Origin of the sequence: Nocardia sp. NPDC056611 (assembly GCF_042792755.1) — a bacterium.
GTDB lineage: Bacteria > Actinomycetota > Actinomycetes > Mycobacteriales > Mycobacteriaceae > Nocardia.
The window spans coordinates 953,557-973,152 of the sequence record NZ_JBHTVV010000003.1 but is presented as its reverse complement, the minus strand read 5'-3'; the positions used below and the strand labels follow the sequence as shown (position 1 = coordinate 973,152).

General features: G+C 68.9%; 21 protein-coding genes. 9 read left to right on the top strand and 12 right to left on the bottom strand.

Annotated elements, in window-relative coordinates; translation table 11 throughout:
* Window positions 1–58: 58 nt before the first annotated feature.
* The 5 genes from ACFRAQ_RS21040 to ACFRAQ_RS21020 all read left to right on the top strand — a co-directional run bounded on the left by ACFRAQ_RS21040 (window position 59) and on the right by ACFRAQ_RS21020 (window position 3,733).
* Window positions 59–1,081 carry an ATP-binding cassette domain-containing protein gene (locus tag ACFRAQ_RS21040; RefSeq protein ID WP_379102216.1) on the top strand — a complete coding sequence of 341 codons (1,023 nt, stop codon included), beginning with the start codon at window positions 59–61 and terminating at the stop codon, window positions 1,079–1,081.
* On the top strand, window positions 1,078–1,914 hold the full coding sequence (locus ACFRAQ_RS21035) for an antibiotic transporter (RefSeq protein WP_379101957.1): 837 nt from the start codon (window positions 1,078–1,080) through the stop codon (window positions 1,912–1,914). Before ACFRAQ_RS21040 ends, ACFRAQ_RS21035 begins: the two co-directional genes overlap by 4 nt.
* Window positions 1,914–2,735, top strand: a complete 822-nt coding sequence (locus ACFRAQ_RS21030; RefSeq protein WP_379101955.1) for an ABC transporter permease — start codon at window positions 1,914–1,916, stop codon at window positions 2,733–2,735. Before ACFRAQ_RS21035 ends, ACFRAQ_RS21030 begins: the two co-directional genes overlap by 1 nt.
* A 76-nt stretch (window positions 2,736–2,811) precedes the next feature.
* On the top strand, window positions 2,812–3,321 hold the full coding sequence (locus tag ACFRAQ_RS21025; RefSeq protein ID WP_379102214.1) for a peroxynitrite isomerase: 510 nt from the start codon (window positions 2,812–2,814) through the stop codon (window positions 3,319–3,321).
* A 211-nt stretch (window positions 3,322–3,532) separates the two neighbouring features.
* Window positions 3,533–3,733, top strand: coding sequence for a hypothetical protein (locus ACFRAQ_RS21020; RefSeq protein WP_379101953.1), 201 nt, complete (start codon window positions 3,533–3,535; stop codon window positions 3,731–3,733).
* 58 nt (window positions 3,734–3,791) lie between these two features.
* Here ACFRAQ_RS21020 and ACFRAQ_RS21015 read toward each other — a convergent pair whose 3' ends face one another.
* From ACFRAQ_RS21015 to ispG, 3 genes are all read right to left on the bottom strand, one after another.
* Window positions 3,792–5,579 carry a penicillin-binding transpeptidase domain-containing protein gene (locus ACFRAQ_RS21015; protein WP_379101951.1) on the bottom strand — a complete coding sequence of 596 codons (1,788 nt, stop codon included), beginning with the start codon at window positions 5,577–5,579 and terminating at the stop codon, window positions 3,792–3,794.
* A gap of 107 nt (window positions 5,580–5,686) precedes the next feature.
* Window positions 5,687–6,514, bottom strand: a complete 828-nt coding sequence (locus ACFRAQ_RS21010; protein WP_379102212.1) for a GNAT family N-acetyltransferase — start codon at window positions 6,512–6,514, stop codon at window positions 5,687–5,689.
* 193 nt (window positions 6,515–6,707) lie between these two features.
* Window positions 6,708–7,841 carry a flavodoxin-dependent (E)-4-hydroxy-3-methylbut-2-enyl-diphosphate synthase gene (gene ispG, locus ACFRAQ_RS21005; RefSeq protein WP_379102210.1) on the bottom strand — a complete coding sequence of 378 codons (1,134 nt, stop codon included), beginning with the start codon at window positions 7,839–7,841 and terminating at the stop codon, window positions 6,708–6,710.
* A 207-nt stretch (window positions 7,842–8,048) separates the two neighbouring features.
* Here ispG and ACFRAQ_RS21000 point away from each other — a divergent pair, with 207 nt between their 5' ends.
* The gene (locus tag ACFRAQ_RS21000; protein ID WP_379101949.1) at window positions 8,049–8,735 is read left to right on the top strand and encodes an endonuclease V; all 687 of its coding nucleotides are present in this window, start codon (window positions 8,049–8,051) and stop codon (window positions 8,733–8,735) included.
* A 107-nt stretch (window positions 8,736–8,842) separates the two neighbouring features.
* Here the strand turns inward: ACFRAQ_RS21000 and ACFRAQ_RS20995 are convergent, their stop codons facing one another.
* The 4 genes from ACFRAQ_RS20995 to dxr form a co-directional block, all read right to left on the bottom strand.
* Complete coding sequence (locus tag ACFRAQ_RS20995) at window positions 8,843–9,565, bottom strand: peptidoglycan-binding protein (RefSeq protein WP_379101947.1); 723 nt, start codon at window positions 9,563–9,565, stop codon at window positions 8,843–8,845.
* Window positions 9,565–10,491: a peptidoglycan-binding protein gene (locus ACFRAQ_RS20990; protein WP_379101944.1), complete on the bottom strand. Its 927-nt coding sequence runs from the start codon at window positions 10,489–10,491 to the stop codon at window positions 9,565–9,567. The genes ACFRAQ_RS20995 and ACFRAQ_RS20990 overlap by 1 nt, the downstream gene beginning before the upstream one ends.
* A gap of 150 nt (window positions 10,492–10,641) precedes the next feature.
* Entirely contained in the window at window positions 10,642–11,844 is a 1,203-nt protein-coding gene (locus ACFRAQ_RS20985; protein ID WP_379101942.1) for a M50 family metallopeptidase, read from the bottom strand.
* Window positions 11,845–11,868: 24 nt separating this feature from the next.
* A complete protein-coding gene (gene dxr, locus ACFRAQ_RS20980) occupies window positions 11,869–13,008 on the bottom strand; it encodes a 1-deoxy-D-xylulose-5-phosphate reductoisomerase (RefSeq protein ID WP_379101940.1) in 1,140 nt (379 codons plus the stop codon).
* A gap of 93 nt (window positions 13,009–13,101) precedes the next feature.
* On the opposite strand from dxr, the gene ACFRAQ_RS20975 reads away from it, so the two are divergent.
* Window positions 13,102–13,386 carry a DUF2631 domain-containing protein gene (locus ACFRAQ_RS20975; RefSeq protein WP_379101937.1) on the top strand — a complete coding sequence of 95 codons (285 nt, stop codon included), beginning with the start codon at window positions 13,102–13,104 and terminating at the stop codon, window positions 13,384–13,386.
* 105 nt (window positions 13,387–13,491) lie between these two features.
* On the opposite strand, the gene ACFRAQ_RS20970 is transcribed toward ACFRAQ_RS20975, so the two are convergent.
* The 5 genes from ACFRAQ_RS20970 to ACFRAQ_RS20950 all read right to left on the bottom strand — a co-directional run bounded on the left by ACFRAQ_RS20970 (window position 13,492) and on the right by ACFRAQ_RS20950 (window position 17,893).
* Complete coding sequence (locus tag ACFRAQ_RS20970) at window positions 13,492–14,175, bottom strand: ammonium transporter (protein WP_379101935.1); 684 nt, start codon at window positions 14,173–14,175, stop codon at window positions 13,492–13,494.
* Window positions 14,176–14,437: 262 nt separating this feature from the next.
* On the bottom strand, window positions 14,438–15,145 hold the full coding sequence (locus ACFRAQ_RS20965; protein WP_379101933.1) for a hypothetical protein: 708 nt from the start codon (window positions 15,143–15,145) through the stop codon (window positions 14,438–14,440).
* Window positions 15,146–15,333: 188 nt separating this feature from the next.
* The gene (locus tag ACFRAQ_RS20960) at window positions 15,334–16,263 is read right to left on the bottom strand and encodes a cytochrome c oxidase assembly protein (RefSeq protein WP_379101931.1); all 930 of its coding nucleotides are present in this window, start codon (window positions 16,261–16,263) and stop codon (window positions 15,334–15,336) included.
* A 52-nt stretch (window positions 16,264–16,315) separates the two neighbouring features.
* Complete coding sequence (locus tag ACFRAQ_RS20955) at window positions 16,316–16,978, bottom strand: DedA family protein (protein WP_379101929.1); 663 nt, start codon at window positions 16,976–16,978, stop codon at window positions 16,316–16,318.
* A gap of 102 nt (window positions 16,979–17,080) precedes the next feature.
* Window positions 17,081–17,893, bottom strand: a complete 813-nt coding sequence (locus ACFRAQ_RS20950; protein ID WP_379101927.1) for an alpha/beta fold hydrolase — start codon at window positions 17,891–17,893, stop codon at window positions 17,081–17,083.
* Between the two features lie 133 nt (window positions 17,894–18,026).
* On the opposite strand from ACFRAQ_RS20950, the gene ACFRAQ_RS20945 reads away from it, so the two are divergent.
* The gene (locus ACFRAQ_RS20945; RefSeq protein WP_379101925.1) at window positions 18,027–18,365 is read left to right on the top strand and encodes a YciI family protein; all 339 of its coding nucleotides are present in this window, start codon (window positions 18,027–18,029) and stop codon (window positions 18,363–18,365) included.
* Window positions 18,362–19,594, top strand: coding sequence for an RNA polymerase sigma factor (locus tag ACFRAQ_RS20940; RefSeq protein WP_379101923.1), 1,233 nt, complete (start codon window positions 18,362–18,364; stop codon window positions 19,592–19,594). Before ACFRAQ_RS20945 ends, ACFRAQ_RS20940 begins: the two co-directional genes overlap by 4 nt.
* The last annotated feature ends 2 nt before the right edge of the window (window positions 19,595–19,596 follow it).

Genomic DNA, 19,596 nt, shown 5'->3' with positions numbered 1-19,596 from the left:
CCCCGCCGCCGCCGAACCGGCCACCCTCACCAGCTCGGCGGACACCTCGGTCGACGGCGTGGTCGTCGAAGGCGTCGAGAAGTCCTTCGGCGCGGTCCAAGCACTGCGCGGAGTCACCTTCAAGGCCGCACCCGGCGAGGTCCTGGGCATTCTGGGACCCAACGGCGCGGGCAAGACCACCATGGTCAACATCCTGTCCACCCTCATCGCACCCGACGCCGGGCGAGCGGTGGTCGCCGGGCACGACGTCGTCGCCGACGCCGCCGCCGTCCGCCGCTCGATCATGCTGACCGGACAGTTCGCGGCCCTCGACGACGCCCTGTCCGGCTACGAGAACCTCGTCATGTTCGGCCGCCTGATGGGTCTGCGCAAACGCGCCGCCCGCGCCCGCGCCGACGAACTCGTCGAGGAATTCGACCTCATCCAGGCCGCCGGACGCCGCGTCGGCACCTACTCCGGCGGCATGCGGCGACGCATCGATATCGCTTGCGGACTGGTCGTACGACCCGAAGTAGTGTTCCTCGACGAACCCACCACCGGACTCGACCCCCGCAGCCGGCAAGGCGTCTGGGACCTGGTCGGCGGATTCCGCAAACACGGCATCACCACCCTGCTCACCACCCAATACCTCGAAGAAGCCGACGCGCTGTGTGACCGCATCATCGTCATCGACCACGGCCTCGTCATCGCCGCCGGCACCGCCGACGAACTCAAGGCGCGCACCGGCGGCAGCTACTGCGAAATCGTCCCGCTCCGCCTGGAAGACCTGCCCGCCCTCATGACCGCCCTCGGCGACCTGCTCCCGGACACCGTTCGCGAAGCGCTGACCGAGGATTCGGACCGGCTCGCCATCCCCGCGCCCGAAGGCGCGAAAACCCTCGCCGAGGCGCTGCGACGACTCGACGCGGCCGGACTGGAACTGGTCGACATCGCGCTGCGCCGGCCCTCCCTCGACGACGTATTCCTCGAACTCACCGGGCACATCCCCAAAGCCGAGGAACCCGAAGAGGATTCACCCTCGATCCGGCTCCGCGCCGACGGCGGCCGCCACCGCGCCGCCGAGGATCGGACCCGGGCATGACCGCCACCGCCACCGCCGCACGCACCGGGTGGCTCACCGACGTCCGCGCCACACCCGCCACCCTCGCCCAATGGTGGGTGCTCACCGTGCGGCTGATCGTGCCCTCGGTCAAGACCGGCGAGATCATCACCGCCATCGCCGCACCCGTCACCTTCACCGCCAGCTTCTACATCCCGCTCAACCGCGTGATGACCTTCGCCGGACTGGGATTCAGCAGCTACGCGCAGTTCATGGCGCCCATCGTCATCCTGCAGGCCTGCGCGTTCACCGGCGTCTCCGCCGCCTTCCGCGCCGCCACCGACGCCGTCTCCGGACTCGACCGGCGCTTCGACGCCATGCCCATGAACCCCATCGTGCCCGCCGCGGCGCGCATGGCCTCCAATGTGTTCCGGCTGCTCATCGGTCTCGTGGCGGGCGTGATCAGCACCTATGTGATCGGCTTCCGGTTCTCCGCCGGCTTCGCCCACACCCTGGGATTCCTGGTGCTCGGCCTGCTCATCGGCATCAACTTCTGCCTCGGCGCCGACGCCATCGGCACCGCCACCCGCAGCCCCGAGGCCACCACCCAGATGCTGGTGCTGCCACCGCTGATCCTCGGCATGCTCTCCACCGGCCTGGCCCCCGCCCACCAATTCCCACACTGGGTACAGGGTTTCGTCCGCAACCAGCCGGTCTCGCAATTCGCCGAGGCGCTGCGCGCACTCGGCGGCGACCCGGGCGGCAAAGCGCACCCGGTCACCTGGTCACTGATGATGCCGACGGCGCTGTGGCTCGTCGGCACCGTCGCCGTGTCCTGCTACTTCATCGCCCGGCAGAACCTGAAGAGGTCGTGATGGCCACCCTCGCACACCCCGAAGCCACCGACACCCTCCTGTTCGGCGAAGGCTCCGCCCCGGCCTTGTTGCGGCACACCTGGATTCAGACCCAGCGGCTGCTGACCCGCTGGGTGCGCGACCCGGTCACCCTGCTCGAAACCCTCGTCGTGCCGTGCCTGCTGCTGCTCATGCTCGACATCGTGGTGGGCTCGCAGATCGAGAAGTTCTCCGGGCACAGCGCCCTGTACGGATCCACGCCCATGGTGACCCTGGTCGGCGCGCTGTCGGGGACGGTGGCCAGTGGCGTCATGCTCGGCCGGGAACGCGAGGCGGGGATCCTGGCCCGCTTCTGGGTGCTGCCCGTGCACCGCGCCTCCGGACTGGCCGCGCGGATCATCGCCGAAGGGATCCGGATCTTCGCGGGAACCGTGGTCATCATCTGCTTCGGCATGGCGCTCGGCTTCCGCTTCCAGCGGGGTCCCTGGCAGGCGCTCGCGTTCCTGGGCATTCCGGTGCTGTTCGGGCTGGCCTTCGCCACCATGGTCACCGCCATCGCGGTCTTCACCGCCAAGGCCGCCCTGGTCGAGGCGGTCGCATTGCTGTCCTCGCTGCTCATGTTCTTCAGCACCGGCTTCGTGCCGCTCGCGGCCTACCCCCAGTGGATCCAACCGGTGGTCGAGCATCAGCCCATGTCGGTGGCGGTCGACACGATGCGGGCGCTGGCCGCGGGCGGTCCGGTCGCCGGGCCGCTGCTCAAGACGGTCATGTGGTCGCTCGGGTTGATCATCGTGTTCGCCGTCCCCGCCGGCTACGGCTATCGGCGGGCAAGCCGCAGCTGAAAGATCAATACCCCTATCCGGAAAGTCGGCGCGCGAGTGCCCCGACCTCCCCCGGCGACGCGGGCGGCGGATTAAGCTGTCCGCCGTGCTCGAACCCGAAACCACCGTCGCGCCCCACCCCGATATCGCCCACCTGGCCCCGCTGCTGGGCACGTGGCGCGGCCGCGGCCGCGGCGAATACCCGACCATCGACTCGTTCGAGTACCTGGAGGAAGTGCACTTCGGCCATGTCGGCCGCCCCTTCCTGACCTACCGGCAGCGCACCCGCGCCGCCGACGGCAGCCGTCCCATGCACAGTGAGACCGGCTATCTGCGCGCGCTGCCAGACGATCGGATCGAACTGATCCTGGCCCACCCCACCGGCATCACCGAGATCTGCGAGGGCCGGCTGGTCAGCGAGGACGGCGAGCTGCGCCTGGAACTCGACTCCACCTCGATCGGGATGAGCAGCACCGCGAAGTCGGTGACCGCGCTGGGCCGGACCATCTCCGTCACAGGCGACACTCTCGACTACTCCTTGCGCATGGCTGCCGTCGAGCAACCTCTCACGCACCATCTGGCCGCAACCCTGCAGCGCACGAACTGAAAGTGAACTTTACGGTCGGATAGTCGCCGCAACCTGCCGTTCTTCGCCACAAGCGGAGTGCGGCAGCACATTTGCGCCTTGCCTCGGCATACGTCACCGATTACCGTTTTCTTCATCGGCAAACAATCAGCCAACCTCTCATCGAGGACCGGATCACCGAATCCACACCGTTCGGGTCTCCTTACTCATCCCAAAAACAAGGGAGCGGGATATGAAGCGCTCGGCCCTTTTGCTAGTCACCACCGCGGGCATGATTCTCGCGGGCGCCGGTGTCACCGAGATGCTCGGTGACGGATCCGTCGAGGGACCACCCATCAGGACCCTCGCCGACCAGCGATTCGTGACCGACAACGTCGGTGAGATCCAGTCCGCCGCATGCGTGAAGGTCGACGGCCGCTACACCGGGCGCTGACTTCACTCCCGAGTACTCACCGACCCAGAACTCGCCTCGAGAACACCGACAGGCAGCCTCAATACCCGGTAGGCAGGGCCGCGACCATATCGCGGGTCACCGCCACGGCATTGTCGGAACTGCCTCCTCGCACCACCAGGGTGGCCCAGGCCAGATCACCGCGGTACCCGATGAACCACGAATGCGAACCGCCGTCCACCTCGGCCTCACCGGTCTTCCCGTACACCTCACCCTGATCGACGATGCGCTCTGCCGTACCGCCGAGCACCACCTTGCGCATCATCAACCGCAGACCGTCGATCACCTCCGGCTTCAACTGCGGCCGGTCCCCCGACACCTGGGTCTGATGACCCGCGATCAGATACGGCGTCGGCGCCGAACCGTGCGCGACCGTCGCCGCCACCAACGCCATCCCGAACGGACTGGCCAGCACCTTGCCCTGCCCGATGCCGTCCTCGGCGCGCTGCACCAGATCGTGGTCGGCGGGCACCGAACCCGAGGCCGTCGGCAGGCCCGCGATCGTGTAGTCCAGACCGAGGCCGAGCGCGGCCGCGGCCGTGCGTAGATCGTCGCCCTCGAGTTCGGAGGCCAGCTTGGCGAAGGACGTGTTGCAGGACCGCTCGTAGGCGGTCGCCATGGCCACGCTGCCGACACTGAACAGGTCGTAGTTCGGAATCGTGCGCTCCCCCACCACGATCTGACTCGGGCACGGGACCACCGTGTCGGGGGTGGCGTGGCCGGCGGTCATGGCCGCGGCGGCGGTCACCGTCTTGAACGTCGAACCCGGCGGGTACAGACCGGTCGCGGCCACCGGACCGTCCTTGTCGGCCGCCTCGTTCTGGGCGACCGCCAGGATCGCGCCCGTCGAGGGCTGCACCACGACCATCATGGCCTGCTCCTTGCGGACGTCCACCGCGTGCTGCGCGGCATTCTGGACGTAGCGGTCGACACTCAGCGAGAACGACGGGGAGGTCTGCGGATCCACCTCCTCCAGCACGTCGGTGTCGACGCCGTTGGCGTTGACGGTCACCACGCTCCAGCCCGCCTTGCCGTCCACCTCGTCGATGACGGTCTTGCGGATCTGGGTCATGAGATCCGGGGCGAAGTGGCGGTCGGTGGGGACCAGGTCGAACTCCTTGTTGAAGGTGACCCCGGACAAGCCCATGAGGACCGAATTGACCTCGCCGAACTCCCATTCCGAGAGCTGGGCCACCGTGTAGGGGCCGTCGGCGCGGCGCGCGGTCCGCAGCAGCGTGGCGGCGTCGATCTTCTCGTCGAAGCGGCGCAACGCATTCGCGAGCGCGATGCTGACGCCGTTCGGATCAGACGAAGCGGACGGTTTGAACTGCACCCGATACAGCGCGCCCGGCACCAGCACGTCCCCGCCGGAACGTTCGTTCACCCGGGCCCGCGGCGCCGGATTCGAACGCAGTTGCAGCGTCTGGGTATTGCCCAGCTGCGGATGGATGTCGGCGGCCGACCAGCGCACCTGCCACTGGCCGCCGGCGCGGCCCATCTGCAACTGCCCCTGGTAGGTCCAGACGCGGTCCTTGGGCAGATGCCATTCGTAGGTGTAGTCGACGATGGCGGTGTCGCCGGTGATCCGCGCCGCGCCGGTGGTCGCCACCAGCTTCTCCGCCTGCAACTGGTCCCATGCCGAACCGAGTGCGGCACGGGCCTTTTCGGGTTGGCTGGTGCGGTCGGCGGCCGCGTCCACATCGTGGTCGGCGAAATCGGAGACGAAGGCCTCGGCGGCCTGGGCGGGACCCTGGGGACCCGAGGAGCAGCCGGCCGCGGCGACCGCGACCGCGGCGGCGATCAGCGTGGAGAAGACCCGAGTTGACATCGGATCCGATGCTAGGAGCCAACTACTGGCAAACCGGTGCGACACACTGCACCGGAACGGATTTCACGCCGATATCCCGCTCCGCCACCCCGCGCTCGAAATTTCGGTCAATCCAGCAGCACTGTCGCGAATGTGCCGATCTGCCGGAAACCGACCTTCGCGTACGCGCGGCGCGCAACCTCGTTGTAGCAGTTGACATACAGGCTGGCCGTGCGCCCCGAGGACACCACCACATTGGCCACGGCGGCGGTCCCGGAGGTCCCGTACCCTTCGCCGCGTTTGTCCGGATGGACCCATACGCCCTGAATCTGCCCGGTACGTCGCGACAACGCGCCGACCTCCGCCTTGAAGACGACCTCGCCGTCCTCGAAACGCGCCCAGGCCCGGCCGGATTCGATGAGTCCCGCCACCCGGCGGCGATAACTGCGCCCGCCGTCCCCGCTCCGCGGGTCGACGCCGATCTCCTCGGTGAACATGGCGATCGCCGCCACCAGATACCGGTCGATCTCCTCGGGCCGCACCCGGCGCACCCGCAAATCCGGGGCGATGCCCGCGGGCCGATCCAGCGCGAGCAGCGGCTGATCCGCGCGCAGCTCCCGCGGCGGCCCCCAGTGCCCGGCCAGCAACTCCCACAGCGGCAGCGTCAGCTCGCGTCGCCCCACCACCGACGAGCAGATCCGCGGATTCTTGATCGCCTTCTCCGCGAAGGCGCGCAAATCCTCGCGGCCGCCGCGCAGCGGCACCAGATTCGCCCCCGAGAAGCACAGCGAATCCTCCGGGCCGCCGCGGCTCCACAGTTCGCCGTAGACGCCGCGCTGATCCAGTCCGAACTCCTGCAGGCGCGCGGCCACCATGCAGGTCGCCACGGGATCGGTGTCGAGCACACGCAGAACCTGCGTCAGGTCGCGGTTCGCGAGCTGACGGGCCCCGGACATCCGGCCCCGGCGAGTCGGCTCCAGCACACTCCGCACGCTCACAGCCTGCCAGAACTTCCCGCCGCGCGCCGCAAGATTGCCACCAGCCGCCCGGCGACCAGCGAAAATATCACGCGCCCAGGGGGATCGGAGACGGCGACGGCCCGGTCCTGCGCGAATCTCGCGCGGGCCGGGCCGTGTCGATCGGGGTGGGTCAGCCCGCGGTGACCACCGGGGCGCCGGAACCTGCCTCGTCGCCCATCTCCTCGGCGATGCGCAGGGCCTCCTCGATGAGGGTCTCGACGATGAGGTGCTCGGGCACGGTCTTGATGACCTCACCCTTGACGAAGATCTGGCCCTTGCCGTTGCCGGAGGCGACACCCAGGTCGGCCTCGCGGGCCTCACCGGGGCCGTTCACGACGCAGCCCATCACGGCCACGCGCAGCGGGACCTCCATGCCCTCGAGGCCCGCGGAGACCGCGTTGGCGAGGGTGTAGACGTCGACCTGGGCGCGACCGCAGGACGGGCAGGAGACGATCTCCAGCTTGCGGGGGCGCAGGTTCAGCGACTGCAGGATCTGCGAGCCGACCTTGATCTCCTCGGCGGGCGGGGCCGAGAGCGAGACGCGGATGGTGTCGCCGATGCCCTCGCTGAGCAGCGCGCCGAAGGCGACGGCGGACTTGATGGTGCCCTGGAACGCCGGACCGGCCTCGGTCACGCCCAGGTGCAGCGGGTAGTCGCACTGGGCGGCGAGCTGGCGGTAGGCCTCGACCATGATCACCGGGTCGTTGTGCTTGACCGAGATCTTGATGTCGCCGAAGCCGTGCTCCTCGAACAGGCCCGCCTCCCACAGCGCGGACTCGACCAGCGCCTCGGGGGTGGCCTTGCCGTACTTCTCGAGCAGCCGCTTGTCCAGCGAACCGGCGTTGACGCCGATGCGCAGCGGGATACCGGCGTCACCGGCCGCCTTGGCGACCTCCTTGACGCGGCCGTCGAACTCCTTGATGTTGCCGGGGTTGACGCGGACCGCGGCGCACCCGGCGTCGATGGCGGCGAAGATGTAGCGCGGCTGGAAGTGGATGTCGGCGATCACGGGGATCTGCGACTTCTTGGCGATGGTCGCCAGCGCGTCCGCGTCCTCCTGACGCGGGCAGGCGACACGCACGATGTCGCAGCCGGACGCGGTCAGCTCCGCGATCTGCTGGAGGGTGGCGTTGATGTCATGGGTCTTGGTGGTGGTCATCGACTGAACCGAGACGGGGAACTCGCTCCCCACTCCGACATTGCCCACCATCAGCTGGCGCGTTTTACGCCGTGGTGCGAGGACGGCCGCCGGTGCGGCCGGCATCCCCAATGCGATGGCACTGCTCACGATCGGCTGCCTACTTTCCACTGATTCCTCACCCTTACCGGCTCCGAGCTTACCGAGGCTCGAATACCGGTCGCCCTGTGACGGCGGCGACAACGGTACCCGCGCCGGAAGCGGGACTCGGAAGCGGCCGGGACCTACAGTCCATATTCGTTGCAATCGACGCGAAGGTTTACGCTCCGAGAAGTGAAGGTAGCGAATCCCGGCGACTGGCCGTCCACACCGGAACAGGCAGTGGCACTTCAAGATCGGCTGCGCAGCGCGGTCATCGCCGCGAATCCCCGGCCACCGCAGTTCCGGACGGTTGCCGGCCTCGATTCCGCCTACGACGACCAGGGAAATGTGGCCGCCGCCATCGTCGTTCTCGACGCAACCACCCTGGACACCCTCGAAACCGCCACCGCCCGCGGCACCACGGCATTTCCGTACGTCCCCGGCCTGCTCGCCTTCCGAGAACTCCCCACCACCGTCGCCGCCCTCGAAACCCTCACCACCACACCGGATCTGATCATCTGCGACGCCCAGGGCCTGGCCCACCCCCGCCGCTTCGGCTTCGCCTGCCACCTCGGCCTCCTGACCGGAATCCCCACCGTGGGCGTCGCCAAGAACGCCTGGGGCGACTACACCGAACCCGCCCCCGAACGCGGCTCCTCCAGCGTCATCACCATCGACGACGACCCGGTCGGCCGCGCCCTGCGCACCCGCACCGGCGTCAAACCCGTCTTCGTCTCGGTAGGCCATCTCATCGACCTGGACACCGCATGCGCCCAGGTCCTCGCCCTGACCCCCGAATTCCGCCAGCCCGAGACCACCCGCCGAGCCGACCGCCTCTGCCGCGACCTGCTGCGCGAAATCTCCCAGGTGCGGCCCTGAGAGCCAGTTCCGACAAACCGAACGCCGCAGAACCGCGGCTCCGATTCGAGCATGCCCTCGCCGACGCCGCACCCGATATGCCCTCAGGCGCAACGGTTGCGGGGTTTCTATGGGGACACCAGACCCAGCTTCTCGAGGGTGATTCGGTCGGCGTCACCGGTTTCGGCCAAGCCGGCACGGTGTTGGAACTCCCGGACGGCTGTTTTCGTCTTGGGGCCGTAGTCACCGTCGACGACCAGGTGGGCGAAATCGGGGAAGTCGCGGTCGAGGCGCGCCTGGAGCATGGCCACCGCCGGGCCGGCGCTGTCCAGGTTCAGCGGTAGCCCGGGGACCGCGCCGACGGCCAGGTCCACCAGGGCGGCCTGGGTGCGTTCGGCCGCGTCGGCCGGGGTTCCCATGAACTCGAAGTGCATCCAGTCCTTCTTGCCGTGGTAGTTGCCGCCCCACGCGAATCCGTACCACTTCCATACCGTGGCCACCAGGTCGGTCACGGTGTGCTGGGGGTCGAAGCTGAACGGGTTGTCCTTCCAGTTCAGGTCCACCGCGATGGCCCAGGAGTGGTTGGAGGCGACACTGGTGTTGTCGATGGGACGGCAGTTGAATCCGCCGCACTGTTCGGGCTTCAGCCGGTAGTTGCCGCCCTCGGGGCGCTCGGTCCAGTCGACCAGCGTGTCCACCAGCACCGCCAGTGCTTTGCGGACCGCGAGGCTGGTACCGGACCGTGCGGACACCACGGTGGCCAGGTCCGAGCCGGCGACACAGTTGGGCCAGCCGCTGCCCCAGCCGCGGTCGGCGGCGGTGTGGGCATAGTCGGTGAGGTCTATGGGCATTATCGGGCCTCCTGTGCGGCGATCGCGGCGAAGTCCCTTTCGGTGGGCTCAATCGACCAGTAGGCCGGCCATTCGGGATCGTCCGATGATCGGTAGGCGCGAATTCGCGGGAAGTTCGGGTCCTCGGCGGGGTCCCGCCGGGGGTCGAGCGCATCCCACGTCTTCGGGCCGACAATCCCGTCGACCGTCAGACCGTGGGCGCGCTGGAACTCCTTCACGGCGAGCTCGGTGGCGGGTCCGAAATCCTGGTCGATCGCCAATTCGAAGCCGAACGTCCGGAGCAAGGTCTGCAGTGCGCCGACCGCCTCGCCCACCGAACCCCGGTGCAATACCGGACGGGGGTCGGGATGTCGGCCGTCAATCCGATGCGCCTCGATGCGGGCCAGCTCGCTCTTCGCCCTCGCGAGCAGTGTTCGGCGATCGGCCAGCCCGTTGAGGCCGCCGTTGATCTTCTTGGTCACGGTGATGATGTCGTCGCGGTCGCAATCCGGATTGATCTTGTGCCGTTTCCAGTACTCACACGCGATCCGCAGCGAGAGTGCCGGTTCGGCGGCCCGCAGCGGATTGCCTTCCAGGTCGACGCCGAGCGCTTCCCCGTAGGTGCGGTAGTTGGCCCGGCCGGTGAGCTGCAGCAGGCCCCGGCCCTTGTAGCGGCGGCCGTCGCCGGGGTGAATGTTGCCCAGGTCGACGCGCCCCTCGTATTGGTCGCCGCTGGCGAACTCCTCGGTGGTGCGGTAGCCGGCCGACTCGTGGCAGGTCTGCGCGAGGAAATGCGCGATCCGCAGCGAGGTCGTGATGTCGAAGCTCTCCAGCGTCGATTGCAGGACCGGAGCGACCTCGGCGATGATCTGGGCTTGCCGGACCCCCGCCTGGCCGGTGAAATGTGGTGCGATAGCACGCATTACGCCGCCGTCGATCGGAATCATCGGCTGTCCTTATCTGTGTCGGCGATGGAACCTGACCACAGCACGGTGCACTGACTATCCTCGAGCGCGCTTCACTCTCATCCAATGGTGCGGGCCGAGACCGCCACGCGGATAGGTAACAGCCGAATTCGTTCGGCCTTTTCAGGCGAACTACGGGAAGAGCTTCACCGGATTCACGATGTCGGCGACCAAGGTAAGGATCATGTACGCGCCGCCGAGGACGACCACGACGTAGGTGGCGGGCAAGAGCTTCAGGTAGTCGACGGGGGCGCCGTCGGGGAGGCCCTTGCGGTTGCGGAAGAGGTTGCGGAGCTTCTCGTAGATGACCACGGCCATGTGGCCGCCGTCCAAGGGCAGCAACGGCAGCAGGTTGAAGGCGCCGAGGAAGAAGTTCAGGCTGGCCAGGGTGAGGATGAACATGGACCAGAGGCCGTGTTCGGCGGTTTCGCCGCCGATCTTGGAGGCGCCGTAGACCGAGACGGGGGTTTCCGGGTCGCGGGTGCCGCCGGTGACGGCGTGCCAGAGGTCGACGACCTTGGACGGCATCTGGGCGAGGGACTCGACGGTGCGGACCGCGATCTGGCCGGTGAAGGCGCCGGCGGCGGGGATGGCAGAGAGGACGTTGTACTGCACCGGGCCGTAGAAGTCCTGGCCGACGCCGACCTTGGCGACCGTCTTGGGGGCGCCGTTCTTCTCCGGGTAGACGACCGCCATCTTCGGGGTGACCGGGGCGGTCATGGTCTTGCCGTCGCGTTCGAAGGTGTAGGTGAAGGGGCCGGTCTGCTTCTCGGTCTCGGCGCGGAATTCCTTCCACGTCGTGATCGGGACGTCATTGACCTTGGTGACCTTGTCGCCCTGCTGGAGTCCGGCCGACTGAGCGGGGCCGGTGCCGGTGCAGTCGATCAGCTTCTGGTCGGCGGTCATGTCGGAGACGCAGCCGAGCTTGCCGAGCTGGGTTTCCGCGGGCTGGTCGAAGCGGGGCAGGCCCCAGCCGACGGCCAGGATCACGATGAGGATGTAGCCGATGAGGAAGTTCATCAGGATGCCGCCGGACATGACCAGCAGGCGCTTCCAGGTGGCCTGCCGGTACATGGCCCGGTCCAGATCCTCGGGCTCGAGCTCGTCGAGGGCGGTCATGCCCGCGATATCGCAGAAGCCGCCCAGCGGCAGCGCCTTGAGACCGTACTCGGTCTCGCCGCGCCGCCACGAGAAGATCTTGGGCCCGAAACCGATGAAGTAGCGCCGCACCTTCATGCCGGTGGCCTGCGCGGTCCACATGTGACCGCATTCGTGCAGGGCGACCGAGGCCGTGATCCCGAGGGCGAACAGTGCGAAGCCGATCGCGTAGACCATCCGGTTACGAGCCCTCTCCTGCAGTCAGCCGCGCACGATCGTGCGAGCGGTGTCGCGCGCCCACGTATCGGCCGCGAGCACCTCGTCCAAGCTACCGGGTTCGGCGGCCCAGCGGTCGGCGGACTCCACGACGCGCGCAACGGTTCGCACGATGTCGGGGAATCGGATGAGACCGTCGAGGAACGCCTGCACCGCGATCTCGTTGGCGGCGTTGTAGACCGCGGTCACGCAGCCACCGGCCTTACCGGCGCTGCGGGCCAGCTCGACGGCCGGGAACACCTCGTTGTCGACGGGTTCGAAAGTCCAGGTCGAGGCGGTGGAGAAGTCGCAGGCGGCGGCCGCGCCGGGCACCCGGTCCGGCCAGCCGAGGGCCAGCGCGATGGGCAGCTTCATATCGGGCGGGCTGGCCTGGGCCAGGGTCGAGCCGTCCTTGAAGGTGACCATGGAGTGGACGATCGACTGCGGGTGCACGGTGACGTCGATGTCGTCGTAGCCGATGCCGAACAGCAGGTGCGTCTCGATCAGCTCGAGGCCCTTGTTCACCAGCGACGCCGAATTGAGCGTGTTCATCGGACCCATGGACCAGGTCGGATGGGTCTTGGCCTCGGACGGATTCACCGACTCCAGCATCTCGGTGGTCCAGCCCCGGAACGGGCCGCCCGAGGCGGTGAGCACCAGCTTCGACACCTCGTCGGCGCGCCCGCCGCGCAGGCACTGGGCCAGCGCCGAATGCTCGGAGTCCACCGGCACGATCTGCCCCGGCGTGGCCGCCCGCGTCACCAGCGAACCGCCCGCCACCAGGGACTCCTTGTTGGCCAGGGCGAGCCGCCGCCCCGACTCCAGGGTGGCCAGGGTGGGTTCCAGCCCGAGCGAGCCGACCAGCGCGTTGAGCACCACGTCCGCGTCGGTGCGGCGGACCAGCTCGGTCGCGGCGTCCGGACCGGCCAGCGCCACACCGAGTTCCGCAGCCGCGGCCTCGTCGGCGACCGCCACATTGGTGGTGCCGGTGGCCGCGATCTGGCTCGCCAGTAGTTCGGTGTTACCCCCGCGGGCCGCGAGTCCCACCACTTCGAAGCGGTCGGGATTGGCGGCGATCACCTCCAGTGCCTGCGTACCAATCGAACCGGTGCTGCCCAGCAGCAGAACTCTCACAACGTCGGACACGCACTTATTGTCCCCCGCCCCCTGGTCGCTACGACGCTGGGTCGTATGTCACGATATTGGCCAGCAATCGATTCGAGCCGTAAAGGAGCCACAGTGGCCGCCACGGAACTGGAACCCGCGCACCCCTCTGAGGTCGTCACCAAGGTCGACACCGCCGAGGTTCCGTCCGCAGCGTGGGGCTGGAGCGGCGAGTCCCGCCGGACCTTCCGCATCGCCGGCTGGGTCGTCGTCGTGATCCTGCTGACCATGCTGTTCGAGAACCAGCAGGGCAGCTCGTCGGGTACCGGCAATATCGGCTACGTCTCGCTCGTGCTGTTCGCGGCGGGCCTCGCGATCATCCTGATCCGCGACTCCATCCTGTCGCGTCGCCCGCGCTAGTCGCGTAGCCCCACAACGACATTCGGTCCGGATCGCCCTGCACGCGATCCGGACCGAATTGTGTTCGCCCGCCGGCCTGTGGTCGCGACCGGCGGAGCTACCGCCTCAGTTCGCCGGGGCGGAGTCCGGAGCGGTCATGCGGTTGTAGAGGCCGATGCCGACCGCGATGGCCGCGGGCACACCGGTCAGCACCAGACCCGACGCGGCGCCCAGCGGGATGCCGATGGCCGCGCCGGCGACACAGCCCGCGATACCGGTCGGCACGGACATGATCACGACACCGGCGATCGCACCGCCCGCGGCGCCGATGGCGCAACCCGCGACACCACCGATGACGGTGCCGAGCAGGGTGCCCATGGAGGTGGACAGACCGAACTGGTTGACCGCGGCCGACATGGCGGCGTCCTGATCAGCCTGGCTGGCGACACTGTGCAGGGCGGGAGCGGGCAGCGCCGGGGCGGGGAAGGCGGCGGCCGGGTCCAGGTTCGGGGTGAGGGTCGCGGTGTTGCCGTCGATCTGGGCGGCGACCGGGTGGGCCACATCGCCGGTCACGTAGCTCAGCGGGAACTGGGTGACGACCGCGCCATCGGCGGCGCGCACCTGGAACTGACCGTTCTCGGTGGTCAGCGAGCCCGCGTCAGTCTTCAGAACGACGGAAGCACCCTCGATCTTGGTATCCCAGTGGATGCCCTCGGGGGCGGCGGCCGGGGCGGCATCGGCGGTACCGGCGGAGATGCCGACGGCCGCGATGGCGAGAGCCGAGGTGGCAGCAAACTTCTTGAAACGCATTACTTTTCGTCGCTTTCTTGACTGGGCGCTTCCCTCACGGGAGCGAGGTCCTCATCGAGCACCCGAGACAAGATAAGTCAGCAAATGTTGCCTATTTGTTGCCAAATCGTGGCGAAAACGGTCCTGAACGTATGTTTTGCGTAAAGACGGTGTTTGCCGATCATCTGTTCGGTGATCTGAGCAACTTCCCAGAACACGAAGCGACCCGCGTCACACCCTCATGGAGAGGCATGGTCGCGGGCCGCGATGCGCGAACTACCGGTTACTGCTCAGCCGGGTTGTTGACGCGGTTGAAGAAGATGATGCCGACGATGATCGCCGCGGGGACGCCGACCAGCACCAGACCGGCCGCCCCACCCAGGGTGATACCCGTCGCGGCGCCGGCGAGGGCGCCGGGGATGGACAGCACGCCGCCACCCGCGAGGCCGCCGATCAGGAAGCCGAGGGTGCCGCCGATGACGGTGCCGACCAGGGTGCCGATGGCGGTGGCCAGGCCGAACTGGGTGGCCGCGGCCGAGACGGCGTCATCGAAGCTGGCCTGGTGGTCGCTGGTGACCTCGTGCAGCGGCAGGTTGGCCGGGCGCGCGGCAGCCCGATCGGTATTCGGGGTCAGGGTGGCGCGCAGGCCCTCGACACCGGCCTGGATCGGGTAGTCGAGATCGTCGACGGTGTACGACAGCGGGACCGCGGCGACGACGATGCCGTTGTCGTCGCGCACCTGGAGCTGGCCGTTGTCGGTGGTCATCGAGCCCTTGTCGGTATCGACGACGATGGCGTCGCCCTCGATGCGGGCGTTCCAATGGATGGCGGGGGCCACCTGGTCGATGCCCTGGTTCACGCCGTCGATCAGCGAGGGCAGAACCGGAACGGGCGCCGGAGCCGGGGCGGGGTCGGCGTAGGCGACACCGGCGGTGATGCCGAGGGCCGAGATAACCAGCGCTGAGGTGGCGGTGAATTTGCTGAACTGCATGACTTCTGGCTTTCTTACGGGCGGGCTTCCACCGGGTTGGCCCGGAAGATCGGAAGGGACGCAGTTCGAGCTTCCCTGATCGAGCGTCCAATAAGAAAGTACTGAGGAATAGCCAGAAATGTTCCTTTGATAGCGAACATCACTCAGTGTCAGAACTGGTGACGCGGGCCACAATTGGGCCCGCGCGATCAGCGGCGGAAGCGTTCCCGCAACTGCGGATCGTGCTCCCACCACAGGCCCGTGGAGACCGGCTCCTCGGCCTCGACGGCATCGAGTTCGGCGTCCAGCGCACCCGCCTCCCGCTGCTCGTCGTCGGCGAAACGCCGCATCACGACCAGGGAGTAGATCAATCCGAGCAGATCCCCGAGCAGCCACAGAATGCCCGCGCCGATCGTCTGATCCAGGCGGACATCAGGTCCCCAGGTGCGGCCGAGCGAACCGTAGTACCCGGCGGCGACGAGCGGGCCGAGCCACAACACGATGCCCAGGATGCCGTCGGCGAGCGATTCGCCGACCGTGATGAGCAGCGACAGCCCCTGCGTGAAATGCCGCGGCACCGGATCGATCTGCAAGCGGGAGTAGAAGTACAGAAACCCGATGGCCACCACCAGAATTCGCGTGACCGCGTCGACCGCGCCGTGCCGCAGCACCGCCTCGTACCAGGGCGAGAGGAACAGCGCCCACGGCAGCAGCAGGATCAGCATCGACGCGGTGGCCGGATGGGTGAGCAGCCGGGCCACGTCGCCGGACAGCATGGCGTCCAGGCGTTTCCGCCCCGCCTCGCCGAGCGCCGCGCGCAACACGGTGAACGGCGCTCCGGCCGCGAGCGCGAACGGCACCACGTACAGCAGCAACAGCACCTGCAGCGCGCGCACCCAGAACAAGGTGTCCGAATACACCCCGGGCATCCCGAGGCCGGTGTACAGCCACACGCCCAGCCCGGCGACGCCGAAGTACACCGCCCGGATCACCGGAAGCTGTTCCCCGCGTCGGCGGCCCCGCACGAAGCAGGACGCGTAGGCGAAGCCCAGCAGCGCGACGACCAGCGCCGTCGAGGCGTCCCACCGCCAGGCGCTCACCAGTCCGCTCAGTTGCAGCGGTGCGTCGATCCGAACCACGGCCCCAGTATGCGCGGTACGGCCGCGGCGTTCCCTGGGAGATCGCTGGGAATCAGTCGGTCTCGGGGGTCATCGGGCCGGCATGGGACACCTCGTAGTCGGCCTCGAAGGAGCGCTCGCGGCGGCGTTCCCGCAGCTTCCACACGATCAGGGCGACCACCACGATCGCGGCCGCGCCCAGGGCCAGATCCCGGCCGACCGTCTTGGCGACCGCCTCGTAGGACTGTCCCGCGACGAAGCCGAGCACCACGAAGATTGCGCCCCACACGATTCCGCCGATCGCGTTGAAGATCAGGAAGCGGCGGTACGGCATACGGGAGGTGCCCGCCAGCGCCGGCATCATGGCCCGGAAGAAGGCCGTGAACCGGCCCAGGAACACCGCCCAGCCGCCGCGGCGGGCCAGGTAGTCCTGGGCGCTGTCGAGGCGGCCGCGGTGGCGGTCCAGCATCCGGGCCTGCAACAGTTTCGGGCCCACCCGCTTGCCGACCTCGTAGCCGACGCTGTCGCCGATGATCGCGGCGGCGATCACGAGCACGATCATCAGCCACAACTGCACGTGGCCCTGGCTGGCGGCGACGCCGCCGAGCACCGCGGCCGTCTCGCCGGGAATGACGAAGCCGACGAAGATCGCGTCCTCGGCGAACACCAGCAGCGCGACGACGAGGTACACCCAGACCGGCGCGATATCCAGGATCCGGTGCATCAGCGAATTCATGTCCGCCACGGTACCGACGGGGCCGGTCACCCGCGGCGCCGGTCGCACGATCCGGGCGGGCGCAACGGTTTTCGGGTGGCTCCGCGTCGATTCCGGTCCGGCTCAGCGGGTCACGTCCGCACCGAGGAACGCGTCGAGCAGCGTCGCGGTGGCCGCGGCTGGGATGCCGTGGTCCGCGCCGCCGGGCACCTCCGCGTAGTGGGCGCGGGCGAGGCGGGCGGGCAGGGCCTCGGCGGCGGAACGGACGCCCGGCCACGATTCGGGGCTGCTGATCACCACGGTCTCGATATCGAGGCGGGCCATCTCCTCGGTGGGCACGTTCGGCGGACGGCAGATGGCGGCGTCGTAGACCACCGTCTGGGCGATCGCCTCGAGTTGCGGCCGGATCGGTGACCGCTTGACCCGCTCGACCACGGCCGGGGGCAGGCCGATGCCCTCGAGCTGCATCAATTCCACGGCGGCTCCGCGCTCGCCCCGGGCGATCAGGTCGGCCAGTCGTTCGGGCAACCGCCGCGGCGTGTGATCGGCGCGGCCGCCCAGCGCGAACGGCGGTTCGTAGAGGGCCAGGCGGGTGATGCGCGATCCCGCCGCGGCGGCGCGCAGGGCCAGGATGCCGCCCGAGGAGAAGCCGAAAACCGCTGCGCTGCCACCGATATCGGCGATGACCGCGTCCAGGTCCTCGATCTCGCGGCGCACGTCGTAGCGGCCGGCGTCGGCGGGGGCGAGGGCGTCGGTGCTGTCGCCGCGGCCGCGGCGGTCCGGGCGGACCACGGTGTAGCGGTCGGCGAGCTGTTCGGCCAGGGCCGCGCAGGTGCCGCTGTCATTGAAGGCGCCGGGCAGGAACACGATGGCCGGGCCTGCGCCGGCGCGGTGATAGGCGATGGTGGTGCCGTCGGCGGACGTCACGGTGGGCATGGTCGTCTCCGGTCTGTGGGTGGACTCGATACCGGATCGACGAACGGGAATCCCGGCGATGGACAGCGGCGGTCGGCATAGTGATGTCCATCCGCGTCCGTCCCGTTCGTCGTGCGGGTGAAAGGAGACGACCATGCGATATCTCTTGCTGATCAGCGCCGACGAGAGCCGGGTCGACGAGCACCGCACCGACGACGGGATGAGCGAGTTCCGGGACTGGCTCGACGACCTGCTCGCCCGCGGCGTGCTCACCGCCCACGAGGGCCTGCATCCCAGCCACACCGCCACCACGGTCCGGGTGCGCGGGGACGAGGTGCTGCTCACCGACGGGCCGTTCACGGAGTCGAAGGATCAGATCGGCGGATTCGCGCTGATCGAGGTGGCGGATCTGGACGCGGCCATCGAGATCGCGGCCCGCCATCCCGCCAGCCGGTTCGGGCAGATCGAGATCCGGCCGGTGCTGACGCTGTGACCGAGGTCGACGCCGCGATCACCGACGCCTTCCGCACCGAATGGGCGCGGCTGGTGGCCACCTTGATCGGCGGGTTCGGCCACTGGGACCTGGCCGAGGAATGCGCGCAGGAGGCGTTCGCGCTGGCCTGGCGCACCTGGCCGCGCGACGGCGTGCCCGAGCGGCCCGGGGCGTGGCTGCTGACCGCGGCCCGTCGCCGCGCCGTCGACCGGCTGCGCCGCGAAGGTGTCGGGGCCGGGAAACTGCGGGAACTGGCCCGCACCGCGATCCCCGATGTGGGAGAGGCCGTGTCCGGCACCGATATTCCCGACGATCGGCTGCGGCTGATCTTCACCTGCTGCCATCCGGCGCTGGCGTTCGAGGCGCAGGTGGCGCTGGCGTTGCGCACGCTGACCGGGCTGACCACCGGCGAGATCGCCCGCGCGTTCGGCGTTCCCGAGCCGACCATGGCCAAGCGGCTGGTGCGGGCCAAGCAGAAGATCCGCGACGCGGGCATCCCGTATCGGGTGCCGCCCCCGCATCTGCTGCCCGAGCGCACCACTGCCGTACTCGGGGTGATCTATCTGCTGTTCAACGAGGGGTATCTGGCCGGGGCGGGGCCGGATCTGCAACGGCCGGATCTGGCGGCGGAGGCGCGGCGGCTGGCCGCGCTGGTGGTCGAGTTGATGCCCGATGATCCCGAGGCGGGCGGGCTGAACGCGCTTGTCCTGCTCCAGCAGTCGCGGGCCGCGACCCGGACGCTGAACGGGGTATTGGTGCCGCTCGACGAGCAGGATCGGGGGCGGTGGGATCGGGAGCTCATCGCGGCGGGGCTGGCCGAGTTGCGGCGCACCGCGCGCCGGGATCGGCTGGGGCCGTATCAGTTACAGGCCATGATCGTCGGCTGTCATGTCACCGCCGCGGGTCCGGAGCAGACGGATTGGGCGCGGATCGCCGAGCTGTACGACATGTTGTGGGCCCGGATCCCCTCCCCCACGGTGGCTGTGAACCGGGCCATCGCCGTGGCCATGCGCTCCGGGCCCGAGGCGGGCTTGGAGTTGCTCGACACGGTGGCGGCCCCGGCCGGGTCGGAGGTGGCCCGGCAGGTCACCGCGACGCGGGCCGATCTGCTGCGGCGGCTGGGCCGCGATGATCGCGCGGCCATCGAATACCGGGCAGCCCTCGACCTCACCGCCAATGACGCCGAGCGCGACTATCTGCGCCGCCGGTTGGCCGAGGTCGAGGGCTGAGG

Excerpts from the sequence above, each read along its gene's own strand:
- ACFRAQ_RS21035 (WP_379101957.1), top strand. The coding sequence starts at position 1,078 with ATGACCGCCACCGCCACCGCCGCACGCACCGGGTGGCTCACCGACGTC.
- ACFRAQ_RS21030 (WP_379101955.1), top strand. The coding sequence starts at position 1,914 with ATGGCCACCCTCGCACACCCCGAAGCCACCGACACCCTCCTGTTCGGC.
- ACFRAQ_RS21020 (WP_379101953.1), top strand. The coding sequence starts at position 3,533 with ATGAAGCGCTCGGCCCTTTTGCTAGTCACCACCGCGGGCATGATTCTC.
- ACFRAQ_RS21015 (WP_379101951.1), bottom strand. The coding sequence starts at position 5,579 with ATGTCAACTCGGGTCTTCTCCACGCTGATCGCCGCCGCGGTCGCGGTC.
- ACFRAQ_RS21010 (WP_379102212.1), bottom strand. The coding sequence starts at position 6,514 with ATGTCCGGGGCCCGTCAGCTCGCGAACCGCGACCTGACGCAGGTTCTG.
- ispG (WP_379102210.1), bottom strand. The coding sequence starts at position 7,841 with ATGCCGGCCGCACCGGCGGCCGTCCTCGCACCACGGCGTAAAACGCGC.
- ACFRAQ_RS20995 (WP_379101947.1), bottom strand. The coding sequence starts at position 9,565 with ATGCCCATAGACCTCACCGACTATGCCCACACCGCCGCCGACCGCGGC.
- ACFRAQ_RS20990 (WP_379101944.1), bottom strand. The coding sequence starts at position 10,491 with ATGATTCCGATCGACGGCGGCGTAATGCGTGCTATCGCACCACATTTC.
- ACFRAQ_RS20985 (WP_379101942.1), bottom strand. The coding sequence starts at position 11,844 with ATGGTCTACGCGATCGGCTTCGCACTGTTCGCCCTCGGGATCACGGCC.
- ACFRAQ_RS20970 (WP_379101935.1), bottom strand. The coding sequence starts at position 14,175 with ATGCGTTTCAAGAAGTTTGCTGCCACCTCGGCTCTCGCCATCGCGGCC.
- ACFRAQ_RS20965 (WP_379101933.1), bottom strand. The coding sequence starts at position 15,145 with ATGCAGTTCAGCAAATTCACCGCCACCTCAGCGCTGGTTATCTCGGCC.
- ACFRAQ_RS20955 (WP_379101929.1), bottom strand. The coding sequence starts at position 16,978 with ATGAATTCGCTGATGCACCGGATCCTGGATATCGCGCCGGTCTGGGTG.
- ACFRAQ_RS20950 (WP_379101927.1), bottom strand. The coding sequence starts at position 17,893 with ATGCCCACCGTGACGTCCGCCGACGGCACCACCATCGCCTATCACCGC.
- ACFRAQ_RS20945 (WP_379101925.1), top strand. The coding sequence starts at position 18,027 with ATGCGATATCTCTTGCTGATCAGCGCCGACGAGAGCCGGGTCGACGAG.